General features: G+C 40.5%; 13 protein-coding genes. 3 read left to right on the top strand and 10 right to left on the bottom strand.

Features of this window, described 5'->3' with window-relative positions; all coding sequences use genetic code 11:
• Nucleotides 1-34: 34 nt before the first annotated feature.
• The 3 genes from MLOOGBEN_RS02865 to MLOOGBEN_RS02875 form a co-directional block, all read right to left on the bottom strand.
• A complete protein-coding gene (locus tag MLOOGBEN_RS02865) occupies nt 35-1,954 on the bottom strand; it encodes a BglG family transcription antiterminator (RefSeq protein ID WP_256988811.1) in 1,920 nt (639 codons plus the stop codon).
• Nucleotides 1,955-2,092: 138 nt separating this feature from the next.
• Nucleotides 2,093-2,596 (bottom strand): DoxX family protein, encoded by a 504-nt coding sequence (locus MLOOGBEN_RS02870; RefSeq protein WP_179156736.1) that lies wholly within the window; start codon nt 2,594-2,596, stop codon nt 2,093-2,095.
• A gap of 304 nt (nt 2,597-2,900) precedes the next feature.
• Entirely contained in the window at nt 2,901-4,295 is a 1,395-nt protein-coding gene (locus MLOOGBEN_RS02875) for an amino acid permease (RefSeq protein ID WP_179156737.1), read from the bottom strand.
• Between the two features lie 295 nt (nt 4,296-4,590).
• Between MLOOGBEN_RS02875 and MLOOGBEN_RS02880 the strand changes: the two genes are divergently transcribed.
• The 3 genes from MLOOGBEN_RS02880 to alr all read left to right on the top strand — a co-directional run bounded on the left by MLOOGBEN_RS02880 (nt 4,591) and on the right by alr (nt 8,469).
• The gene (locus tag MLOOGBEN_RS02880) at nt 4,591-5,814 is read left to right on the top strand and encodes a PucR family transcriptional regulator (RefSeq protein WP_179156738.1); all 1,224 of its coding nucleotides are present in this window, start codon (nt 4,591-4,593) and stop codon (nt 5,812-5,814) included.
• A 276-nt stretch (nt 5,815-6,090) separates the two neighbouring features.
• A complete protein-coding gene (gene ald / locus MLOOGBEN_RS02885; RefSeq protein WP_179156739.1) occupies nt 6,091-7,224 on the top strand; it encodes an alanine dehydrogenase in 1,134 nt (377 codons plus the stop codon).
• Between the two features lie 63 nt (nt 7,225-7,287).
• On the top strand, nt 7,288-8,469 hold the full coding sequence (gene alr / locus MLOOGBEN_RS02890; protein ID WP_483296370.1) for an alanine racemase: 1,182 nt from the start codon (nt 7,288-7,290) through the stop codon (nt 8,467-8,469).
• Nucleotides 8,470-8,515: 46 nt separating this feature from the next.
• On the opposite strand, the gene MLOOGBEN_RS02895 is transcribed toward alr, so the two are convergent.
• The 7 genes from MLOOGBEN_RS02895 to flhA all read right to left on the bottom strand — a co-directional run bounded on the left by MLOOGBEN_RS02895 (nt 8,516) and on the right by flhA (nt 16,890).
• Nucleotides 8,516-9,142, bottom strand: a complete 627-nt coding sequence (locus tag MLOOGBEN_RS02895) for a metal-dependent hydrolase (RefSeq protein WP_179156741.1) — start codon at nt 9,140-9,142, stop codon at nt 8,516-8,518.
• A gap of 112 nt (nt 9,143-9,254) precedes the next feature.
• Nucleotides 9,255-11,099, bottom strand: a complete 1,845-nt coding sequence (locus MLOOGBEN_RS02900; RefSeq protein WP_256988813.1) for a S9 family peptidase — start codon at nt 11,097-11,099, stop codon at nt 9,255-9,257.
• A gap of 24 nt (nt 11,100-11,123) precedes the next feature.
• Entirely contained in the window at nt 11,124-12,017 is an 894-nt protein-coding gene (locus MLOOGBEN_RS02905) for an aminoglycoside phosphotransferase family protein (RefSeq protein ID WP_179156743.1), read from the bottom strand.
• Between the two features lie 123 nt (nt 12,018-12,140).
• Nucleotides 12,141-12,848 carry a sigma-70 family RNA polymerase sigma factor gene (locus tag MLOOGBEN_RS02910; RefSeq protein ID WP_179156744.1) on the bottom strand — a complete coding sequence of 236 codons (708 nt, stop codon included), beginning with the start codon at nt 12,846-12,848 and terminating at the stop codon, nt 12,141-12,143.
• Nucleotides 12,849-12,900: 52 nt separating this feature from the next.
• Nucleotides 12,901-13,770: a MinD/ParA family protein gene (locus MLOOGBEN_RS02915; protein WP_179156745.1), complete on the bottom strand. Its 870-nt coding sequence runs from the start codon at nt 13,768-13,770 to the stop codon at nt 12,901-12,903.
• The gene (gene flhF / locus MLOOGBEN_RS02920; RefSeq protein WP_179156746.1) at nt 13,730-14,863 is read right to left on the bottom strand and encodes a flagellar biosynthesis GTPase FlhF; all 1,134 of its coding nucleotides are present in this window, start codon (nt 14,861-14,863) and stop codon (nt 13,730-13,732) included. Before flhF ends, MLOOGBEN_RS02915 begins: the two co-directional genes overlap by 41 nt.
• Nucleotides 14,860-16,890: a flagellar biosynthesis protein FlhA gene (gene flhA, locus MLOOGBEN_RS02925; RefSeq protein ID WP_179156747.1), complete on the bottom strand. Its 2,031-nt coding sequence runs from the start codon at nt 16,888-16,890 to the stop codon at nt 14,860-14,862. The genes flhF and flhA overlap by 4 nt, the downstream gene beginning before the upstream one ends.
• Nucleotides 16,891-16,894: the final 4 nt, after the last annotated feature.

The following is a 16,894-nucleotide window of genomic DNA, read 5'->3' on the forward strand; positions in this document are numbered from 1 at the left end:
CCCTAAAAAGAAAAAAGGACCACTTTAATGGTGGTCAGGTCTTTTCTAACACTTGTAAAAAATCCAAATAATCCTTTGAACCTGTTAACGCATGAACAACCAATGGTGACTCACTAAGTGCTGCAATTTTCCCAATCACTCCACGAATATCTCCTTGATTTTCCTTTGAAATCGCGAGCATGAAAACAAGGGAAACACGCTCGTTCCCCCACTCTATCGGCTTTTTCAAAACAGCCGTGGCAATGATAGTCCTTTGAAGCATGGAAGGATCTCCGTGTGGAATGGCAATTCCCCCGCCGATGGCTGTAGCAGATTTCCGCTCCCGATTAACAGCACTGTGTATAAATTCTTTACTTGCGTAACCTTGTTTAAAAAGCGCAGTTGCCAGCATTTCCACTACTTCATATCGGTGTTCTTTTTCCACATCAAAAAACATAAGATTTTCATTCAAAAATTGGGAAAACACATCTTTAATCTCCATATTCTTCTGTTTCAGCGTTTCCACAAACTGACTTAGTCTTTTCTTATCGTCCTGGCCAAAAAGAGGAGAAATCACAATCTGCTCCGCCTTTACTTTTTCAAGAGGAATGGTAGAAATAATGAAATCAACTGGATGATCTCGTACATATTCCCTCACCCCTGCTTTGCCAATACAGGCGACAATATCAATATCCTGATAGCTCTGTCCAATTTTCGCTTCTAATAAATGTGACATACCAATTCCCATATGACAAACAATTAGTGCTTTCTTCTTACTCTCCCTCTTCCCTTCCAACCGTTCCATGGAGGCTTGAAAGTGAAGAACAAGATAAGCTGCCTCGTCCTCAGGAATCTCTAAAAGATAGGTTTTCTTGATTTCATCGAGAGTTAGCATCACCATATTAAACATATAGGGATACATTTTCTTAATATTGGAGAGCAGTGGATTGGTAATCGGAAACCCAAATTTGATTCGATTGATGACAGAATGCATATGGACGGCTAGACCTTTCATTAATATGGAGTCAGCTTTAAAAGGGAATAATGTCAAAGTCTCCATTTTACTAATAAAAGTATGCAAAATACTTGCTAGCCCTTCATCATATTTCAAAACTTGCTCCGATCCCTCTTCCGTCCGTTTACCACTAATAATGTGCCAGGTAAAATAAACCCGCTCCACCTCTGGAAAGTGAATCCGAAATGATGACTCCAAGCTATCAAAAAGCCAGCTAGCATACTGGAATTCCTTTTGTATTAAAGTTGTTTTCTTATCTGACTCCTGTACAAATACAGGCGCCCTCTGCCGGGTCCGCTTCATCATGATCAATGCATGAACCATCAAACTCTCAAGCGCACCATCTGAAAAAGCAATACTAAATTTGTCCCGCATATCCTCAAGAGCTTTCCTCACGGTTGTTATCTCATAGGGTAAAAATAAATCCAGCACCACATTTTTTTCATTTGCACCCTTAGGGATAAGCTCGGATAAATGAGCCAATGCATTGCGCTTTTTCAACTCTTGTCCTTGAATCACATTTCCTAGCCGCTGCTTTGAAACGATTTCAAGTTCATAACGCTCAAGCCAATCCGAAATAATCTCTATATCTTTTTTAATAGCCGTTTTCGTAATATAGTAACAATCAGCCCAATGCTGTAAAGTAATCGCCTTATCACCAGTTAACAGTTGAAAGGCGATTTCAATCAGGCGCTCTTCATTTGTCTTCGGCTCGTCTGCAAAGAGACTTCGTAAAATTTCCGACCGTTCCTCTTCATCCATTTCAATCGATATTCCAAAACCAGGCTTGCGAGTGATCATGGCACTCGGGTAATCAACTAAAAAATCCTCCAGCACACCTAAATCATTACGTACGGTCTTCTCTGAACAATCCAACTGCTCCGCTAAACCCTTACTTTGCAATACCCCTTCATCATGAAGGAGCAATATTTTTAGTAATTCCTTTTGTCTATTATTCATCCTGCACCTGCTCATACTCACAATATAGTAAAGTGTATAGTTATTGCAGCTACTTTTCAAATCGGAAAGAAGCAGAAAGTTACCTCCAAAAGTAAAAAGACGATTCGAGGGGACAAATCGTCTTTTTGTTACCACTATTTACGCTGAAGCTTTTTCCTTACTTTTTCCAAATTTTCTGTTGATGAATGGTACTACCCAGTAGTCTAGACCGTATTTACCTGCGTTGAAGCCTGCTGTTAAGATGATGAAGCCTAGGAAAATGTCTGTTGGGTTATGAGATACGGTTCCTGCTAAGAAGAAAGAGAAGTTCATTACGAGACCAAAGAACATTGCTGCAGTTGTTAAACAACCTAACATAAGTCCTAAACCGATTAATGTTTCGCCCCAAGGAACGATGAAGTTGAAGATATCGATGTTCGGCAGTGCAAAGCTTTCTAAGAAGTTTACGTACCAGCCGTAAACCATATTGCCATCTGGACCTTTAACGGGATTTGCTACCGCATTTTTCAAGTATCCTGAAGCATCGAAGCCGCCTGTAATTTTATGAAAACCAGCTGTGAACCATGCATAGCCAAGGTATAAACGAATGATTGTTAGGATAGCTGCAGAAATCTTATTTTCTCTTAAAAACTTGTTAAACATAAGTCATTCCGCCTTTCAAAATTTATTTGTTCTTTATACTTACACTATATTGCTTTTGCGGTGTTAATAACATAGGCATAGTGACAAGTTCACAGTATGTTAAATATGTTATGACGGAAGTTTGAACAGTTCTAAATACAAGGAATCAATACAAATTTCTAATAAATTCCTCCTAAACATATGAAAAAAGGAAGGGAATCCCCCTTCCTTTTTCTTATGAAAATCCTGCGACTGTAAATAGGATTGCCAAGCCAACGATCGCATATTTTTGGAGATTTCTACATCCAAAAACATGGTTTTTTGTTTATCCGACCTGTTCTACTTGCTCCTGCTTTAGCTTTCCTCGTTTATGATACCCCTTACCATAATAAAAGGCAGTTAAGATTCCAAGCCAAAGCGGTCCAACGATTAAAGCAATTCTTGTATCTGGGAAGACTGCCATTAACCCAACTACTAGAAGTAAGAATGCTAATGAAAAATAAGATGTAAATGGGAATAACGGCATCTTATATTTTAAGCCTCCCAATTGATTTGGAGTTAATCCCTTCCGATACTTGATTTGAGATAATAAAATCATCGACCAAGTCCAAATTGCACCAAACGTTGAGATCGCTGTTACCCATGTAAATACTTTTGCCGGTACTAAATAGTTAAGAACAACACCCACTAACAGTGCACCCGCTGTTACTAACACGGCTTTACTAGGAACACCATTCTTGTTTAATTTACCTAATCCCTTAGGTGCCTCATCATTTTCAGCTAAGTTAAATAGCATCCGTGCTGTACTAAAGATTCCTCCGTTACACGATGAAAGTGCAGCGGTCAAGACAACAAAGTTAATAATTCCGGCTGCAGCAGGAATTCCAAGCTTATCAAAGGTCAAAACGAACGGACTGCCTTGCGCGCCGATTTCGGTCCAAGGATAAATCGACATAATCACAAACAAGGCACCTACATAGAAAATAAGAATTCGCCAGAAAACAGTATCAATCGCTCTAGATAATGTTTTTTCCGGATTCTTTACTTCCCCAGCCGTAATCCCAATCATCTCAATTCCTAAGAAAGCAAACATAACCATTTGTAAGGACATTAATACCCCAGTGATCCCATTTGGAAGGATTCCACCGTTCTCCCAAAGATTACTGATACCAGTAGCGATACCGCCATTACCAATTCCTAAAGCAATCATTCCAAGACCACTCACAATCATGAAGATGATTGTAATAATCTTAATTAACGCAAACCAAAATTCAAGTTCTCCATAGGCTTTTACATTCAGGAAATTGACAGAAGCCATGATCACTAATGCTGCCAGTGCCCAAATCCAGCGAGGTACTTCTGGGAACCAATACTCCATGTAGATTCCTGCTGCGGTAATCTCAGCCATACACGTTACAACCCATAAGAACCAATAATTCCATCCTGTTAGGAAACCAGGCAAGGCGCCTAAATAATCGCGGGCATATTGACTAAAGGATCCTGCAACTGGCTTCTGAATCGCCATCTCACCAAGTGCCCTCATAATAAAGAACATAATCATACCGGCAAATGCATAACCAAGAATAATACCAGGTCCCGCTAGCTTAATAGCAGTTGCTGACCCTAGAAACAGACCTACCCCAATGGCGGCTCCTAAGGACATTAGCGTAATATGTCTTTCTTCTAAACCTCTTTGTAATTGATTTGGATTTTTTTGCATCGTCTACCCCCTATTTTAGTTTAAATCTCCTATTTCCCTTTTTCAGTAAAAAAGATACAATATTATTCGAATAAAACCTACTGTTTATATTTAAATAATATCCTCCTATTCTTTTTTAAAATGATAGCGTTTCCAATGACTTACAGAATAAAAAAAGCGAAAACTTCGTGAAATTAATATAACATATCTGTGAACATTTTATATTGTGGAATAAAGACAAAATTATTAAAAGAATATTGTTTTAAATGACAAATACGTTACAAAGTGCACAATCTCATTGATAGAGGTGTAATAGATGACAAATGATCCGTTTCGAGCAAGCTTTGATAGTTTAGAAGAATTTGCTGATATGGTAAGTGATGTTTTACATTGTCCGATAACGATAGAAGATGCAAACCATCGTCTCCTTGCCTACAGTACCCATGATGATCGAACCGACCCGGCACGGATTGCCACGATTATCGGCCGCCGTGTCCCGGAAAGAGTGATTAATTCCTTATGGAAGGAAGGGGTCATTCCTTCCTTGTTAAACAGCCGTGAGCCTGTAAGGGTTAAGACTGTGGATGAAATTGGACTAGGAAATAGAGTTGCAGTATCCATTTGGAAGAACGATGAAGTCCTCGGCTTCATTTGGGCATTAGAGATTGAAAAAACTTTAGGCGAAGAAGAAATGGTCTGTTTAAAGCGAGCGGCGGACGCAACTAAGAATAAACTGATTCAACTGCAGAACCGAAAAAATAAAAAAGAAGAGCAATTTCAAGAATTTTTTTGGCAGCTGTTAACGAGTCATCTTTCTACCAATGAAGAAATTACTAATAAGTTTCATGCGTTGCAAATTTCACCTCCCTCATTATTTTCGGTTGCCGTCTTTCAATTTTCTAAGGAATTAGAAAGAGAAGATGAAAAGCATATAGCCTACTTATTAAAAACCATTCAACTGCCAAAAATTTTATTGCACACGATTGACCATCAACAATTAATCTTGTTTATTTCTCTAGCTGAAATTGATCAGCCAGTGAATAAACTAAATGCATTTTGTGAGCTGTTTGTTGCCAAAATGAAGGAACGATTTGGAATTGAGTCAATCGTCCAGGGCTATAGCAGTGTCTATCGCGATTTAGGAAAAGTGGAAAAAGCGCACAAAGAAGCTCGAACTGTACTATCAGTAAAGAGAAAATTTCCTAGTGAAGCAACAAATATCCATGGCTACCAAAGCTTAGGAATCTATAAGTATATTGATGTATTGATTGAAAAGGCCGGTACAGACCAGAACGAAAACTATTCTCTGAGAAGGCTTCAAGAATATGATAAAAAAAACAACACCGACCTCGTTGAAACATTGGAAGTCTTCTTAAACAAAGACAGCAATGTCCATGAAGCCTCAAATCAATTAAATGTACACACAAACACACTAAACTATCGGCTCAAACGTATATCAGAAATTGGTGAAATTAACTTAAAAGATCCAAACCAAAAAATAACCCTCTACTTAGACCTAAAAATCGAAAAGTTCAAATAGGAAAAGCAGGTGCCTGTCACCAAGGTGACACCAAAAGGTGTTCACCATAGGTGACAGGCACCTGCTTTTTGAAAATTTCAACAAAACTAAATTTTATTCTATGCTATGTAAGAATTATCATCTTTTGCTTTTATATCAAGGAATTTGTGAACGCTTTGTGTAAATCCACAAATAGAATCTTATTATTTCTGCTTTCTAAACAAAGAAAAAATGTTTTGAAAGGATTATTCTAAAGTCAGAAAAAATCACTAAAGACTTCTAAGGGGGATAACGATAATGATTATTGGCGTAGTGAAAGAAATTAAAAACAATGAAAACCGTGTGGCACTTACTCCAGCAGGGGTGGTTTCATTTGTACAAGCTGGACATAAAGTATTAGTTGAAAAAGGGGCTGGAATTGGAAGCGGTTTCGTGGATGCAGATTACGCTCAAGCTGGTGCTGAATTGATTGAATTAGCAGCTGATGTTTGGAATCAGTCAGAAATGATTATGAAAGTGAAAGAACCACTTGAAAGTGAATACAAATATTTCCGCCCAGGTTTAGTATTATTTACGTACCTCCATTTAGCAGCAGAACCTGCATTAGCACAAGCATTAAAAGATAGCGGTGTGATTGCGATTGCTTACGAAACTGTATCTGTTAACCGTACGCTTCCGCTTCTTACACCAATGAGTGAAGTAGCTGGCCGTATGTCTGCACAAATTGGAGCACAATTTTTACAGAAATTCAATGGCGGTAAAGGGATCCTGCTAGCAGGTGTTCCAGGGGTAAGCCGTGGTAAGGTTACCATTATTGGCGGCGGTATTGTCGGAACAAATGCTGCAAAAATGGCAATTGGTTTAGGAGCAGATGTAACCATTATTGACTTAAGCGCAGATCGTCTTCGTTACTTAGATGACGTTTTCGGAAACCAAATTAAAACATTAATTTCAAATCCATTCAACATTGCTGAAGCAGTGAAAGAAGCTGACTTAGTCATCGGTGCAGTATTAATCCCAGGGGCAAAAGCTCCTAAGCTAGTAACAGAAGAAATGGTTAAAACGATGAAGCCTGGTTCTGTTATCGTTGACGTTGCAATTGACCAAGGCGGAAGCGTTGAAACCATTGACCACGTAACCACTCACGACAACCCAACATTTGAAAAACATGGTGTGGTTCACTATTCCGTTGCCAACATGCCTGGAGCGGTTCCAAGAACATCTACTATGGCTCTTACAAATGCGACTGTTCCATATGCATTACAAATCGCGAACAAGGGTGTTGTGAAGGCGATCTCTGAAAATCCAGCATTAAAGCTTGGAGTGAACGTAGCAAACGGCGACATTACCTACGAAGCGGTAGCAAAAGACCTTAACTATGAATATGTACCAGTGGAAAAAGCATTGGAAAAAGAAATCGTATTGAACTAACCATCTTGGTACCCTCAAGTTTATCTTGAGGGTTTTTTCATAGGAATTCAGGGAGGGAGAATGGTGAATCTACAGAGTTATCGAGATACATGGGCTGAAGTATCCTTAGGCGCCATCAAGCATAATATCAATCAATTTAAAAAATATATTGGAGAGTCCGTGAACTTGATGGCGGTGGTAAAAGCAGATGGTTACGGTCATGGAGCAGTTCCGGCTGCAAGAACAGCAGTAGAAGCTGGTGCAGATTATCTAGCAGTGGCCATCTTGGATGAAGCAATTGAACTACGCGAGGCTGGAATAACCGAGCCCATTCTTGTTCTAGGATATACTCCCATCCGCTCCATTCGGCAGGCGATAATTGCCGGGGTTGATTTAACCGTTTTTAGTGAGGACGTACTAGACGAAATTATTTTTCAGTCTGAGGTTTTTCAAAAAACGGTATCCATCCATTTAAAAATCGATACGGGAATGACAAGAATAGGTGTACAGACCCGGGAAGAATCACTGGATTTAGCAATAAAAGCGTTAATGTCACCATTTGTGACGCTAAAAGGCATTTTCACTCACTTCGCTAACGCTGATAGTGAGGATCCATCCTATACATTACAGCAATTCGAACGATTTCGTTCCTTTATTTCTTTTATAAATGACAACGGAATTTCTATCCCGTTAAAGCATTGTTGTAATACCGCTGGGACAATGAATTTTCCTGAAATGCACCTGGATATGGTCCGTGTCGGAATTGGATTATACGGTCTGTATCCGGACATATCTTTAAAGAAACATCCCATCTCACTTCTACAAGCCATGACGCTTAAAACGAAAATTGCTGGACTTAAAAAAGCAGCCAAGTCGCAGCCCGTTAGCTATGGATGCACCTTTATTCCTTCAAGTGAAAGGGTCATTGCCACCCTTCCAATCGGATATGCAGATGGACTCTCAAGACACCTTTCCAACTGCGGGCAATTTCTCTTACAGGGACAAAAGGTTTCAGTGGCGGGACGTGTATGTATGGACCAAACGATGATCGATGTTACCAACGTACCCTCCTGTCAGCAAGGAGATGAAGTGATTATTTTTGGAGGAAATGACAACGCGTTTCAATCGATTGATGAAATCGCACTTCTCATGGGGACGATTAACTATGAGGTTGTCTGTTTGATTGGGAAGCGGGTTCCGCGCATTTATACTGTCTTAGGTAATGAAATTCACGATCAATTCCTGCAATCCATAGGCTACAGATAATTCATAAAAAACAGGTCAAATCCACTTCGATGTGACCTGTTTTAAACTATAATTCTATCTTTGAAACAGGTAAGAACAGCTTAATTCCACGCTTATTAAACGGTAATATTTTTAGATCGGCCAGTAAATGACTGATGTATCCCCCAAGACAGGCATAGAAAACACCATTGATTCCAAGTGATACCTCTAGTTTTGAAGCGATGATTCCAAAGAAAATAACACCTAAGATGGAATGTGTATAGCTGCGATGCGAGGAAATAGAAGCAATGATGACATACACCCCTAGCAGAATTAACCATACTTCAGACAACGATATTCCCCCGAATAGGACACCTATTCCTGTAATGGTTAACATATGCTTTTGTTTGATGAGTGACGAGACAATCATAATCACCAATCCGCTCCCGATACCAAACCATTTATCAACTGCTTTTCCCTCATAAAAACTATAAAAAACCATCAAGACTCCAATTAATAATGCCGTCAACCGAATCACCTTATGGGATAAGGTAATTTTGCCGCGTAGCTTTCCATCAATATCTAAATCAGGCATTAAACCCGATACTGCTCCTAGTCCAACGAGAATCATTGTCTCAGTGGGAGAGGAATGAAAGGTGTTGGCAGCGATAAATCCTGTTGCAGCTCCGATTGCTGTATGCGCGGTACCATTCAATGTTAATTCCACCTCTATTATGTTGTTATCCCTATCCTACACCAAAACATTTGTTCTGTTTAGTAATTTCATCAAAAACCCTACTATTATCCTATGAAAAAATAGCCAGGCATCACCCTGGCTGCTTTCCTAAATACTTTTCTAGAAACTCCGCCATCTCCGTATACGAAGTTATTTTATTCTTCAGCTTCATCATCGTATGTCCCTCCTCTTCGATCCTGCTATACTGGACAGGATGATTTCGCTCCTTTAGTTTCTTCACAATCTGATCTGACTCTTGGATGGGGACTCGCGGGTCATTCACGCCATGAATGACCATTAGCGGTGCTTTAATATTATCCGCATGATTCAACGGGTCGATTTGGTCAAAAAAATCGCCATCACTTTCAATGGTCCCATATTCTTTCTCTCTTAGCTTTTTCCGCCAAGGACTTGTTGTTTTTAAAAACGTTCGGATACTAGACATTCCGACGATATCAATGGCGGCTGCCCAAAGGTTCGGAAAGTGACTGATGGCAGCCAGTACGACAAATCCACCATAGCTTCCACCCACAATAGCGGCCTTATCTGCATCAATATCCCCTGCTTTTCTGAGCCAATCCATTAAAAAAATAACATCCTTCACCGCGTCCATACGCTTTCGCCTATCATCTAGATGAGTGTAGGTTTTTCCATAACCTGTACTGCCACGGATATTAGGGGCAACTACCGCATATCCCTGGTTTAAAAAATATTGCAAAAAGGGGCTGTATACGGCGCGGCTTTGACTTTCCGGACCTCCATGAATATAGACAACCACAGGGGCCTTCCTCTCTTTGTTAGCAGGCTTATAGTAAAAAGCAGGTATTTGCAGCTGATCAAAGGATGGAAATGTTATCGGCTCAGGTTCTATTAATTTTTCCTCAAGAACTGGTGAACGCGAGATGTAGGTAAGCCGCTTCGCTTGGATGGTCTTTAGGTCAACCTCCCATATATCAGGGGGATGTGCAGGTCCATTTAACACGAATCCGAGCTTTTGATTATCTGGTGAAAATCTAAGATTGTACATCACGCCCATAGGAGTTTCCCAGTTATACAAATTTGTTCTCTCCAGGTCTACTAGAAAGCCCCTGGATATTCCCCCTTCATTCATCGAAAATGCTAATTTGTTCTTATCCTTGTTCATGACTAAGTCTTCAATGTCCCACTCGCCCCGCTCGAGCCAAGTAAATTGTTTATTGGCTATCTGAATCATTGCCAGCCCGAAGAACTCTCTGTTTTGATTGGTTAATAGATAGAGATGATCTGCATCTTTATTAAAATGGAAATCTTTATAGCCTGCTTCACCCTTATGCTCGGTGATCCAGTCCATTTTTCCCGTTAAAAGTGAAAATACCCCTAAATCATGATCAAGGGGCGTGTTTGTTTTTTTTACTAATAAAGACTTTCCATCAGGAAACCATTTTTCCACCGAATACGTTCCATCTCCGGCAAAGACACGGCGAATTTCTAATGTCTCCAAGTTTTGTATATAAATATCTAAAAAAGCTTGATTCCGGCGGTTGCTCGACCAGGCAATCCATTTTCCGTCAGGAGAGCTGTCACCGAACAAATGAAGATGTTCCGGGGAGTTTGTCAGTGCGACTTTTTCGTCATCCTCCTTTAATAAGTACAATTGCTCCTTTTCATCGCCATCTGCATCCATCCCATAAACTAAATTCGAGGTTCCGGCAATATATTTAATAAAGGTGATTCCTTTCATAGAAAAAGAGGTTTGCGCGGGCCACCTGTCCTCTCGGTCAAGCTCCCATACCTGGGGGACCCCTGTTAAATCAGAAATAAAACTGATTTTTTTACCATTGGGATCGTATTCAAAATTTTTCACCATACGCACGTGTATATAAGGGTCAATGGTTATTTCCTTCATTCCATTCCCACCAATCACGATATCTTTTTTAAAAAGTCTACCTCCTTTCATTCTATTTAAATAGGTTTGGGTTCATTACTCTAGAAAATCGATAAACCATTTTACGCATTGGTATGTTTTCGTCCAGTCCGGATCTTGATCTTCTATCCCCCAGCATGCATAAAGTGTCCCTAAGGCAATCGAAGCTTTAAGCAGTCGCGGAAGGTCCAGTCCCATTTGTTCACTGATGGTATCCACTCGGAGCTTCAGGATGTTTTTTGGCTGAGCCTTTGAATCTAGTTGATTGATTAAAAAGGAAACAACATCAAAATAAGTGTCCCCTGCAACGCCTTTTGGGTCAATCGCCATCCAGCCCTTCTGCTCGGAATACAGAATATTCTCGTGGTGCAAGTCACCATGAAGGAGTTCGGGTCCCTCCGATGATTCCATCACCTGTTGAAAAAACTCTTCTGCTAACTGAACATGTTCCATTGAGATCTGCACATCCCCTGTTTCCCGATACCGTTTAAGTCCCTCAAACCAGTGTGTTAGGGATGGCGTCAAGGTTCCATCAGGAATAGGTCTGCGAATAGCCTTCCAAACCTTTATGTAATTTTCCAAAACAATCATTTCATCGGTTTCTTCTGAAAGCATGGTTCCTGGCACAAGCCGCTCCAGCAGCATGACGCCATTTTTCGGGTCAGACTTCATAAGTTTGGCACAGCCCTCCCCATTGTAGGCTTGAAGCGTCACCATTTCATTATGAGTATCAAAGTTCGGTACACCCAGCTTCAAGATATAAGGTGTTCCCTTTGAATCTCTTACCTTTATTACATAATTATAAGAAAGGTTCGTAACTGGACCCTCACTCGTAAGATCCCACTGTTCTAAATAGGTTTGGACGGTGGACTCTAACGTCTGTACCCAAGCCTTTCCATCCGAGCCAAAGGCATTGATAATTTTATTCTGGAATTCAATTGGAATTTTCATAAAATGGTATTCTCCTAACCTGTAGAATTTTCAATGATATATAATTTCAACAGTTCCATTCATAATCCCTTTTTATAAAAAAGAGACGAACCGAGGGGAACGATTCGTCTTGAACATAGGAATTTACCATTCTACACCCTGGATCTCGAGTGCTTTACGTAATCGTTTGATGGCCTGATTATGAAGCTGGGAGATACGGGATTTATGCAACCCAAACACTTTACTTACGTCTGTAAAGGTTAAATTTTCGAAGTACACCATGGCCAAAATGAGCTTTTCTCTTTCAGGCAGGGTATCAATCAGCTCAGCTAGGATTCTTTTTCGTTCTTTTGCCTCCAGCCATTCCTCCTGCTTAATCGATTTGTTGTCTTCAATTTGTTGAACCGCAGCATTTTCTTCTAGGTTTTTCGGTTCATCTAATGAGTCTTGATGAATAAAGGAAAGCTGCAACTGTGCTTGTTCATACTCTTTCATGCTTATCCCCATATGTTCACTTACTTCTTCCGGAGTAGGTCGACGCATATAGGACTGCTCTAATGTCTCCAAAGCATATCGATATGTTTTCTCTTTTTTTCGTAATGTTCGAGATACATGGTCATTTTGTCGTATTCCATCGAGAATTTCGCCACGGATCCGCTGAGCAGCATAGGTTTCAAATTTGATTCCTTGAGAAGGGTCAAACTTTTTTCCGGCATCCCACAATCCTGTCATTCCAAAAGATATTAGATCATTTTCATCCGCCGCATCAGATAGGCTCCTTTTCATATGTCTAACAACCTTATGAACCAATGGAATATATTGATCCATTGCCTCTTCCGCATTCCAATTCACTATATATTCCCCTTCCCATGGCCTCTACTTTTTTAAGTACATTGAATAAACATTATGACCTTAGCAATCTTGAAAAATTCCGAATGAACCCTTTAATCCCTTTGTTTTCTTGTAACACTACCGTGCCCGCCACAAATCTTTCAGCTAAATTTCTTAGGGTTGATGACGCCGTTGATCGTGGAAACGCGAGATAAAAAGGGACTTGCTTCAAAACCGCTTGCATAACGGCAGCATCGTCTGGAATCGCTCCAAAGATTTTTATTTCTTTGTTTAAAAAGGATTGAACAGCTAACTTAAATTTACTCGCAACTTCTATTCCTTCTTTTTGGCGTGATACCCGGTTTACGACCAATTGGAACGATAGTCCAGGATTTTGACTATGCAATATTTTCACAACAGAATACGCATCTGCTATCGAGGTCGGTTCAGGTGTGGTAAGAAGGATAATTTCATCAGCCGAAAGATGACATTGTTGGGATTCATCGGTCAGACCTGCACCCGTATCAATCAGGATAATATCAGCATAGCCATGAAGCTTTTCTAATTCCTGAAAAAAATACTGCCTATCCTCATCCTGTAATTGAAGGAGCTGCTTAAATCCAGAGCCGCCCGCAAGATATTCCAACCCGCTCGGTCCTTTTTCGAGTACACTCCAAATGGTCTTCCGCTCACGAATCATATCCCACAGATGATGCTTTGGGGTCATCCCCATAAGAATGTCTAAGTTTGCCATGCCAATATCGAGATCGATTACGACTACCTTCTTTCCTAACTCCATTAAACTAAGTGCAAAGCTTAAGGTGAAGTTTGATTTCCCAACCCCGCCCTTGCCCGAGGCAATCGTGACAACACGGGAGGTCCGATCATGACTAACTAGTGAGTTAGATAATTGTCTTAATTGGTGTGCTTGATCCTGCTTCATTCTCATCTACTCCTAGAATCTTTTTTGCCATAAAATGAGGGTCTGCCTTCATAATATCCTGAGGAACACCCTGTCCTAAGCTCACATAGGATAAAGGATACGGATAGTGATAGACCATATTAAGAGCTACCCCGTAGCAGCTCGTTTCATCCCACTTTGTTAAAATAAGCTTGTCGATCGGGACTGATTTCATTTGATCGACAATTTTCCGCATATCCCTCCAACGGGTAGTCATACTGAGAACTAAATAATTTTCCTGTGGGGCATCAAAACGTAAATATTGATTGATTTCTTCAATATATTCATCCTCTAAATAATTTCGGCCGGCACTGTCCATGAAAACCATCTGGCAGCCCTTCAATGCCTCCATAGACTTTCGCAGCTCATCTGGATTGGAAACCACTTCCACCGGGATATTCAAAATCCCCGCGTACGTTTTTAATTGCTCCACAGCCGCAATCCGGTACGTATCCGTCGTCAGTAATCCCACCTTCTGCCTTTGCTGAAAAACGCGGGCTGCTGCTAACTTGGCAATGGTAGTTGTTTTCCCCACACCAGTTGGGCCAACTAGGGTAATGAGAAACGGGGTAGAATCAGTATCTTTTGCTTTTCCTTCTTCAAATAGCTGCACGATAATGGTCAAGAAGAGTTGCTCTATTTCATGAGTTGAAAGGTTTTGAATGATCTCATGTCTCATTTTCATTTTTTTAATGATATACTCGATAACCTCTTTGTCCACTTCTTGCTCCCGAAGGCGCTGTACCCACTTTTCCACAGCTGTTGGTATCGTTTTCTTCTCATCCATTACGATTGCACTAATTAATCCTTTTACCTCGGACAGTTCCTTCAGTAATTTGTTCTGGGTATCATTCTCTGGTTTTTCGACTTTTACAGCCAATTCCATGTGAGTAGGATTTTCTGTATAATGATCGGCAGCAGCCACTACCTCTACCAGCCTTTTCCGAAATAGCCCGAAAAATCCCCCTGTTTTAATCGGCTTTGTGTTTAGGATGAACGCTTCTGTCCCTAAATCCTGAACAATCAGCGGGTATGCTTCTGTTACCTTGTTGACGACGTAAGTTTTGATGATCATAGATTTACCACTCCAACACTCTGCACTTCGACGTTCGGTTCCAGCTCATTATAGGAAAGGATTGGAATATCAGCTAATGTACGTTCCATTATTTGTCGGACATACATCCGAATCCCTGCGGATGTTAAGATAATCGGCCTGATTCCTAGTTGTGACATTTGCTCAATTTTTTGCGAAAAGGAATGAATCATCTGATTGCTCGATTCTGGGTCAATCGTCAGGATATCACCCTGCTCTGTCCTAGAAATCGACTCTGCTAGTTTCTTTTCGATTCCTGCTCCGACCTGAATCGCGTGAACCACACCGTTCCGTACATATTGAGATGTTAATTGACGGGCCAAGGCCTGCCTCACATATTCCGTTAGGATATCGGGATTTTTCGTATAGACCGAATAATCGGCAAGTGCTTCAAATATCGAGGTAAGACTTCTGATCGAAACATTCTCCTTCAACAGCTTTTGCAGCACCTTCTGAACATCACCCACAGTAAGAATACTCGGAATTAGCTCCTCTACTAATGATGGCTGGCTTTCCTTCACATGATTAATTAATTGCGTTGTTTCTTCTCTTCCTAAAATCTCATGTGAAAATTTGCGAATCGTTTCTGAAAGATGAGTGCTGACAATCGAAGAAGGATCGATGACGGTATAGCCAAATAGCTCTGCCTCATCTTTCTTGTCTTCCGTTATCCATAAAGCAGGAAGACCAAATGTTGGCTCCACCGTTTCAATGCCATCAATCCCATGTTCCTCATCATTTGGATTGAGCATCAAGAAATGATCCAATAAAATCTCACCCTTGGCTACTTCATTTCCTTTTATTTTTATCACGTATTCATTATGATGGAGCTGGATATTATCACGAATGCGAATGACTGGAACGACTAATCCCAAATCCAACGCAATTTGCCGGCGAATCGCAACAACCCGGTCCAATAAATCGCCGCCTTGGTTGACGTCAGCGAGCATAATCAAACCAATACCAAATTCAAATTCAATCGGATCCTCTCTCAGTAAGGAAAATACATTTTCCGGCTTGCGTACTTCGTCTAACTCTTGTTCCGATTGTGTACTCTCTATCGCCTCCTCTTGTTTCGTGCGTTTATTTTGAATGTTATAAGCAGCAAATGCGAGCAAACCGGCAATCCCCCATGTAAGGAATATCCCAATCGGTGTTACGATTCCAAGCAAGGCAATACATCCGGCTACAATATACAACAGGCTCGGGTAAGAAGACATTTGCTTCGTTAAATCATCACCAAGATTCCCTTCAGAAGCTGCTCTCGTTACCATAATCCCTGTTGCCGTAGAAATTAATAGAGCGGGGATCTGACTCACAAGACCATCCCCAACCGATAATAGTGTAAATGTATTGATAGCTTGGGAAAAATCCATCCCATGCATGGTCATTCCAATGATAAATCCACCTATGATATTAATAATCAGAATAATAATACCTGCGATTGCATCGCCTTTTACAAATTTACTTGCACCATCCATCGAACCGTAAAAATCCGCTTCTCGTTCGACCTTGCTTCTTCTTAGACGTGCTTCCTGATCATTGATCATCCCCGTATTTAAATCAGCATCAATACTCATTTGTTTTCCGGGCATTGCATCTAACGTAAAGCGGGCTGCAACCTCCGCTACCCGTTCCGATCCTTTTGTAATTACGATGAACTGAATAATGACCAATATTAAAAAAACAATAAAGCCAACCACCATATTTCCGCCAATGACAAAGTCGCCAAAGGTTTCAATAACAGCTCCCGCTTTAGCTGTTGAAAGAATCGTCCTGGTGCTTGATACATTCAAAGCAAGACGAAAGAGAGTTGTCAGCAAAAGAAGGGCTGGAAAGATGGAGAATTCTAGCGGTTCTTTTGTGTTCATGGTAATTAATAGAATCATAATCGAGATGGATAGATTAATGATTAGTAAGATATCTAACATGAATGTCGGTAAAGGGATGACCATCATCGCAACGATCATGATGACCGCGAGTAATACTCCAAGATTTTTTATACTCACAACA

Origin of the sequence: Bacillus sp. EB106-08-02-XG196 (assembly GCF_013396335.1) — a bacterium.
Taxonomy (GTDB): domain Bacteria; phylum Bacillota; class Bacilli; order Bacillales; family Cytobacillaceae; genus Neobacillus.

Bases quoted from the DNA above. Each gene is read 5' to 3' on its own strand.
- MLOOGBEN_RS02915 (WP_179156745.1), bottom strand. From the start codon at position 13,770: ATGAAGCAGGATCAAGCACACCAATTAAGACAATTATCTAACTCACTA.
- MLOOGBEN_RS02900 (WP_256988813.1), bottom strand. From the start codon at position 11,099: ATGAAAGGAGGTAGACTTTTTAAAAAAGATATCGTGATTGGTGGGAAT.
- MLOOGBEN_RS02865 (WP_256988811.1), bottom strand. From the start codon at position 1,954: ATGAATAATAGACAAAAGGAATTACTAAAAATATTGCTCCTTCATGAT.
- MLOOGBEN_RS02875 (WP_179156737.1), bottom strand. From the start codon at position 4,295: ATGCAAAAAAATCCAAATCAATTACAAAGAGGTTTAGAAGAAAGACAT.
- flhF (WP_179156746.1), bottom strand. From the start codon at position 14,863: ATGATCATCAAAACTTACGTCGTCAACAAGGTAACAGAAGCATACCCG.
- MLOOGBEN_RS02905 (WP_179156743.1), bottom strand. From the start codon at position 12,017: ATGAAAATTCCAATTGAATTCCAGAATAAAATTATCAATGCCTTTGGC.
- ald (WP_179156739.1), top strand. From the start codon at position 6,091: ATGATTATTGGCGTAGTGAAAGAAATTAAAAACAATGAAAACCGTGTG.
- MLOOGBEN_RS02880 (WP_179156738.1), top strand. From the start codon at position 4,591: ATGACAAATGATCCGTTTCGAGCAAGCTTTGATAGTTTAGAAGAATTT.
- MLOOGBEN_RS02870 (WP_179156736.1), bottom strand. From the start codon at position 2,596: ATGTTTAACAAGTTTTTAAGAGAAAATAAGATTTCTGCAGCTATCCTA.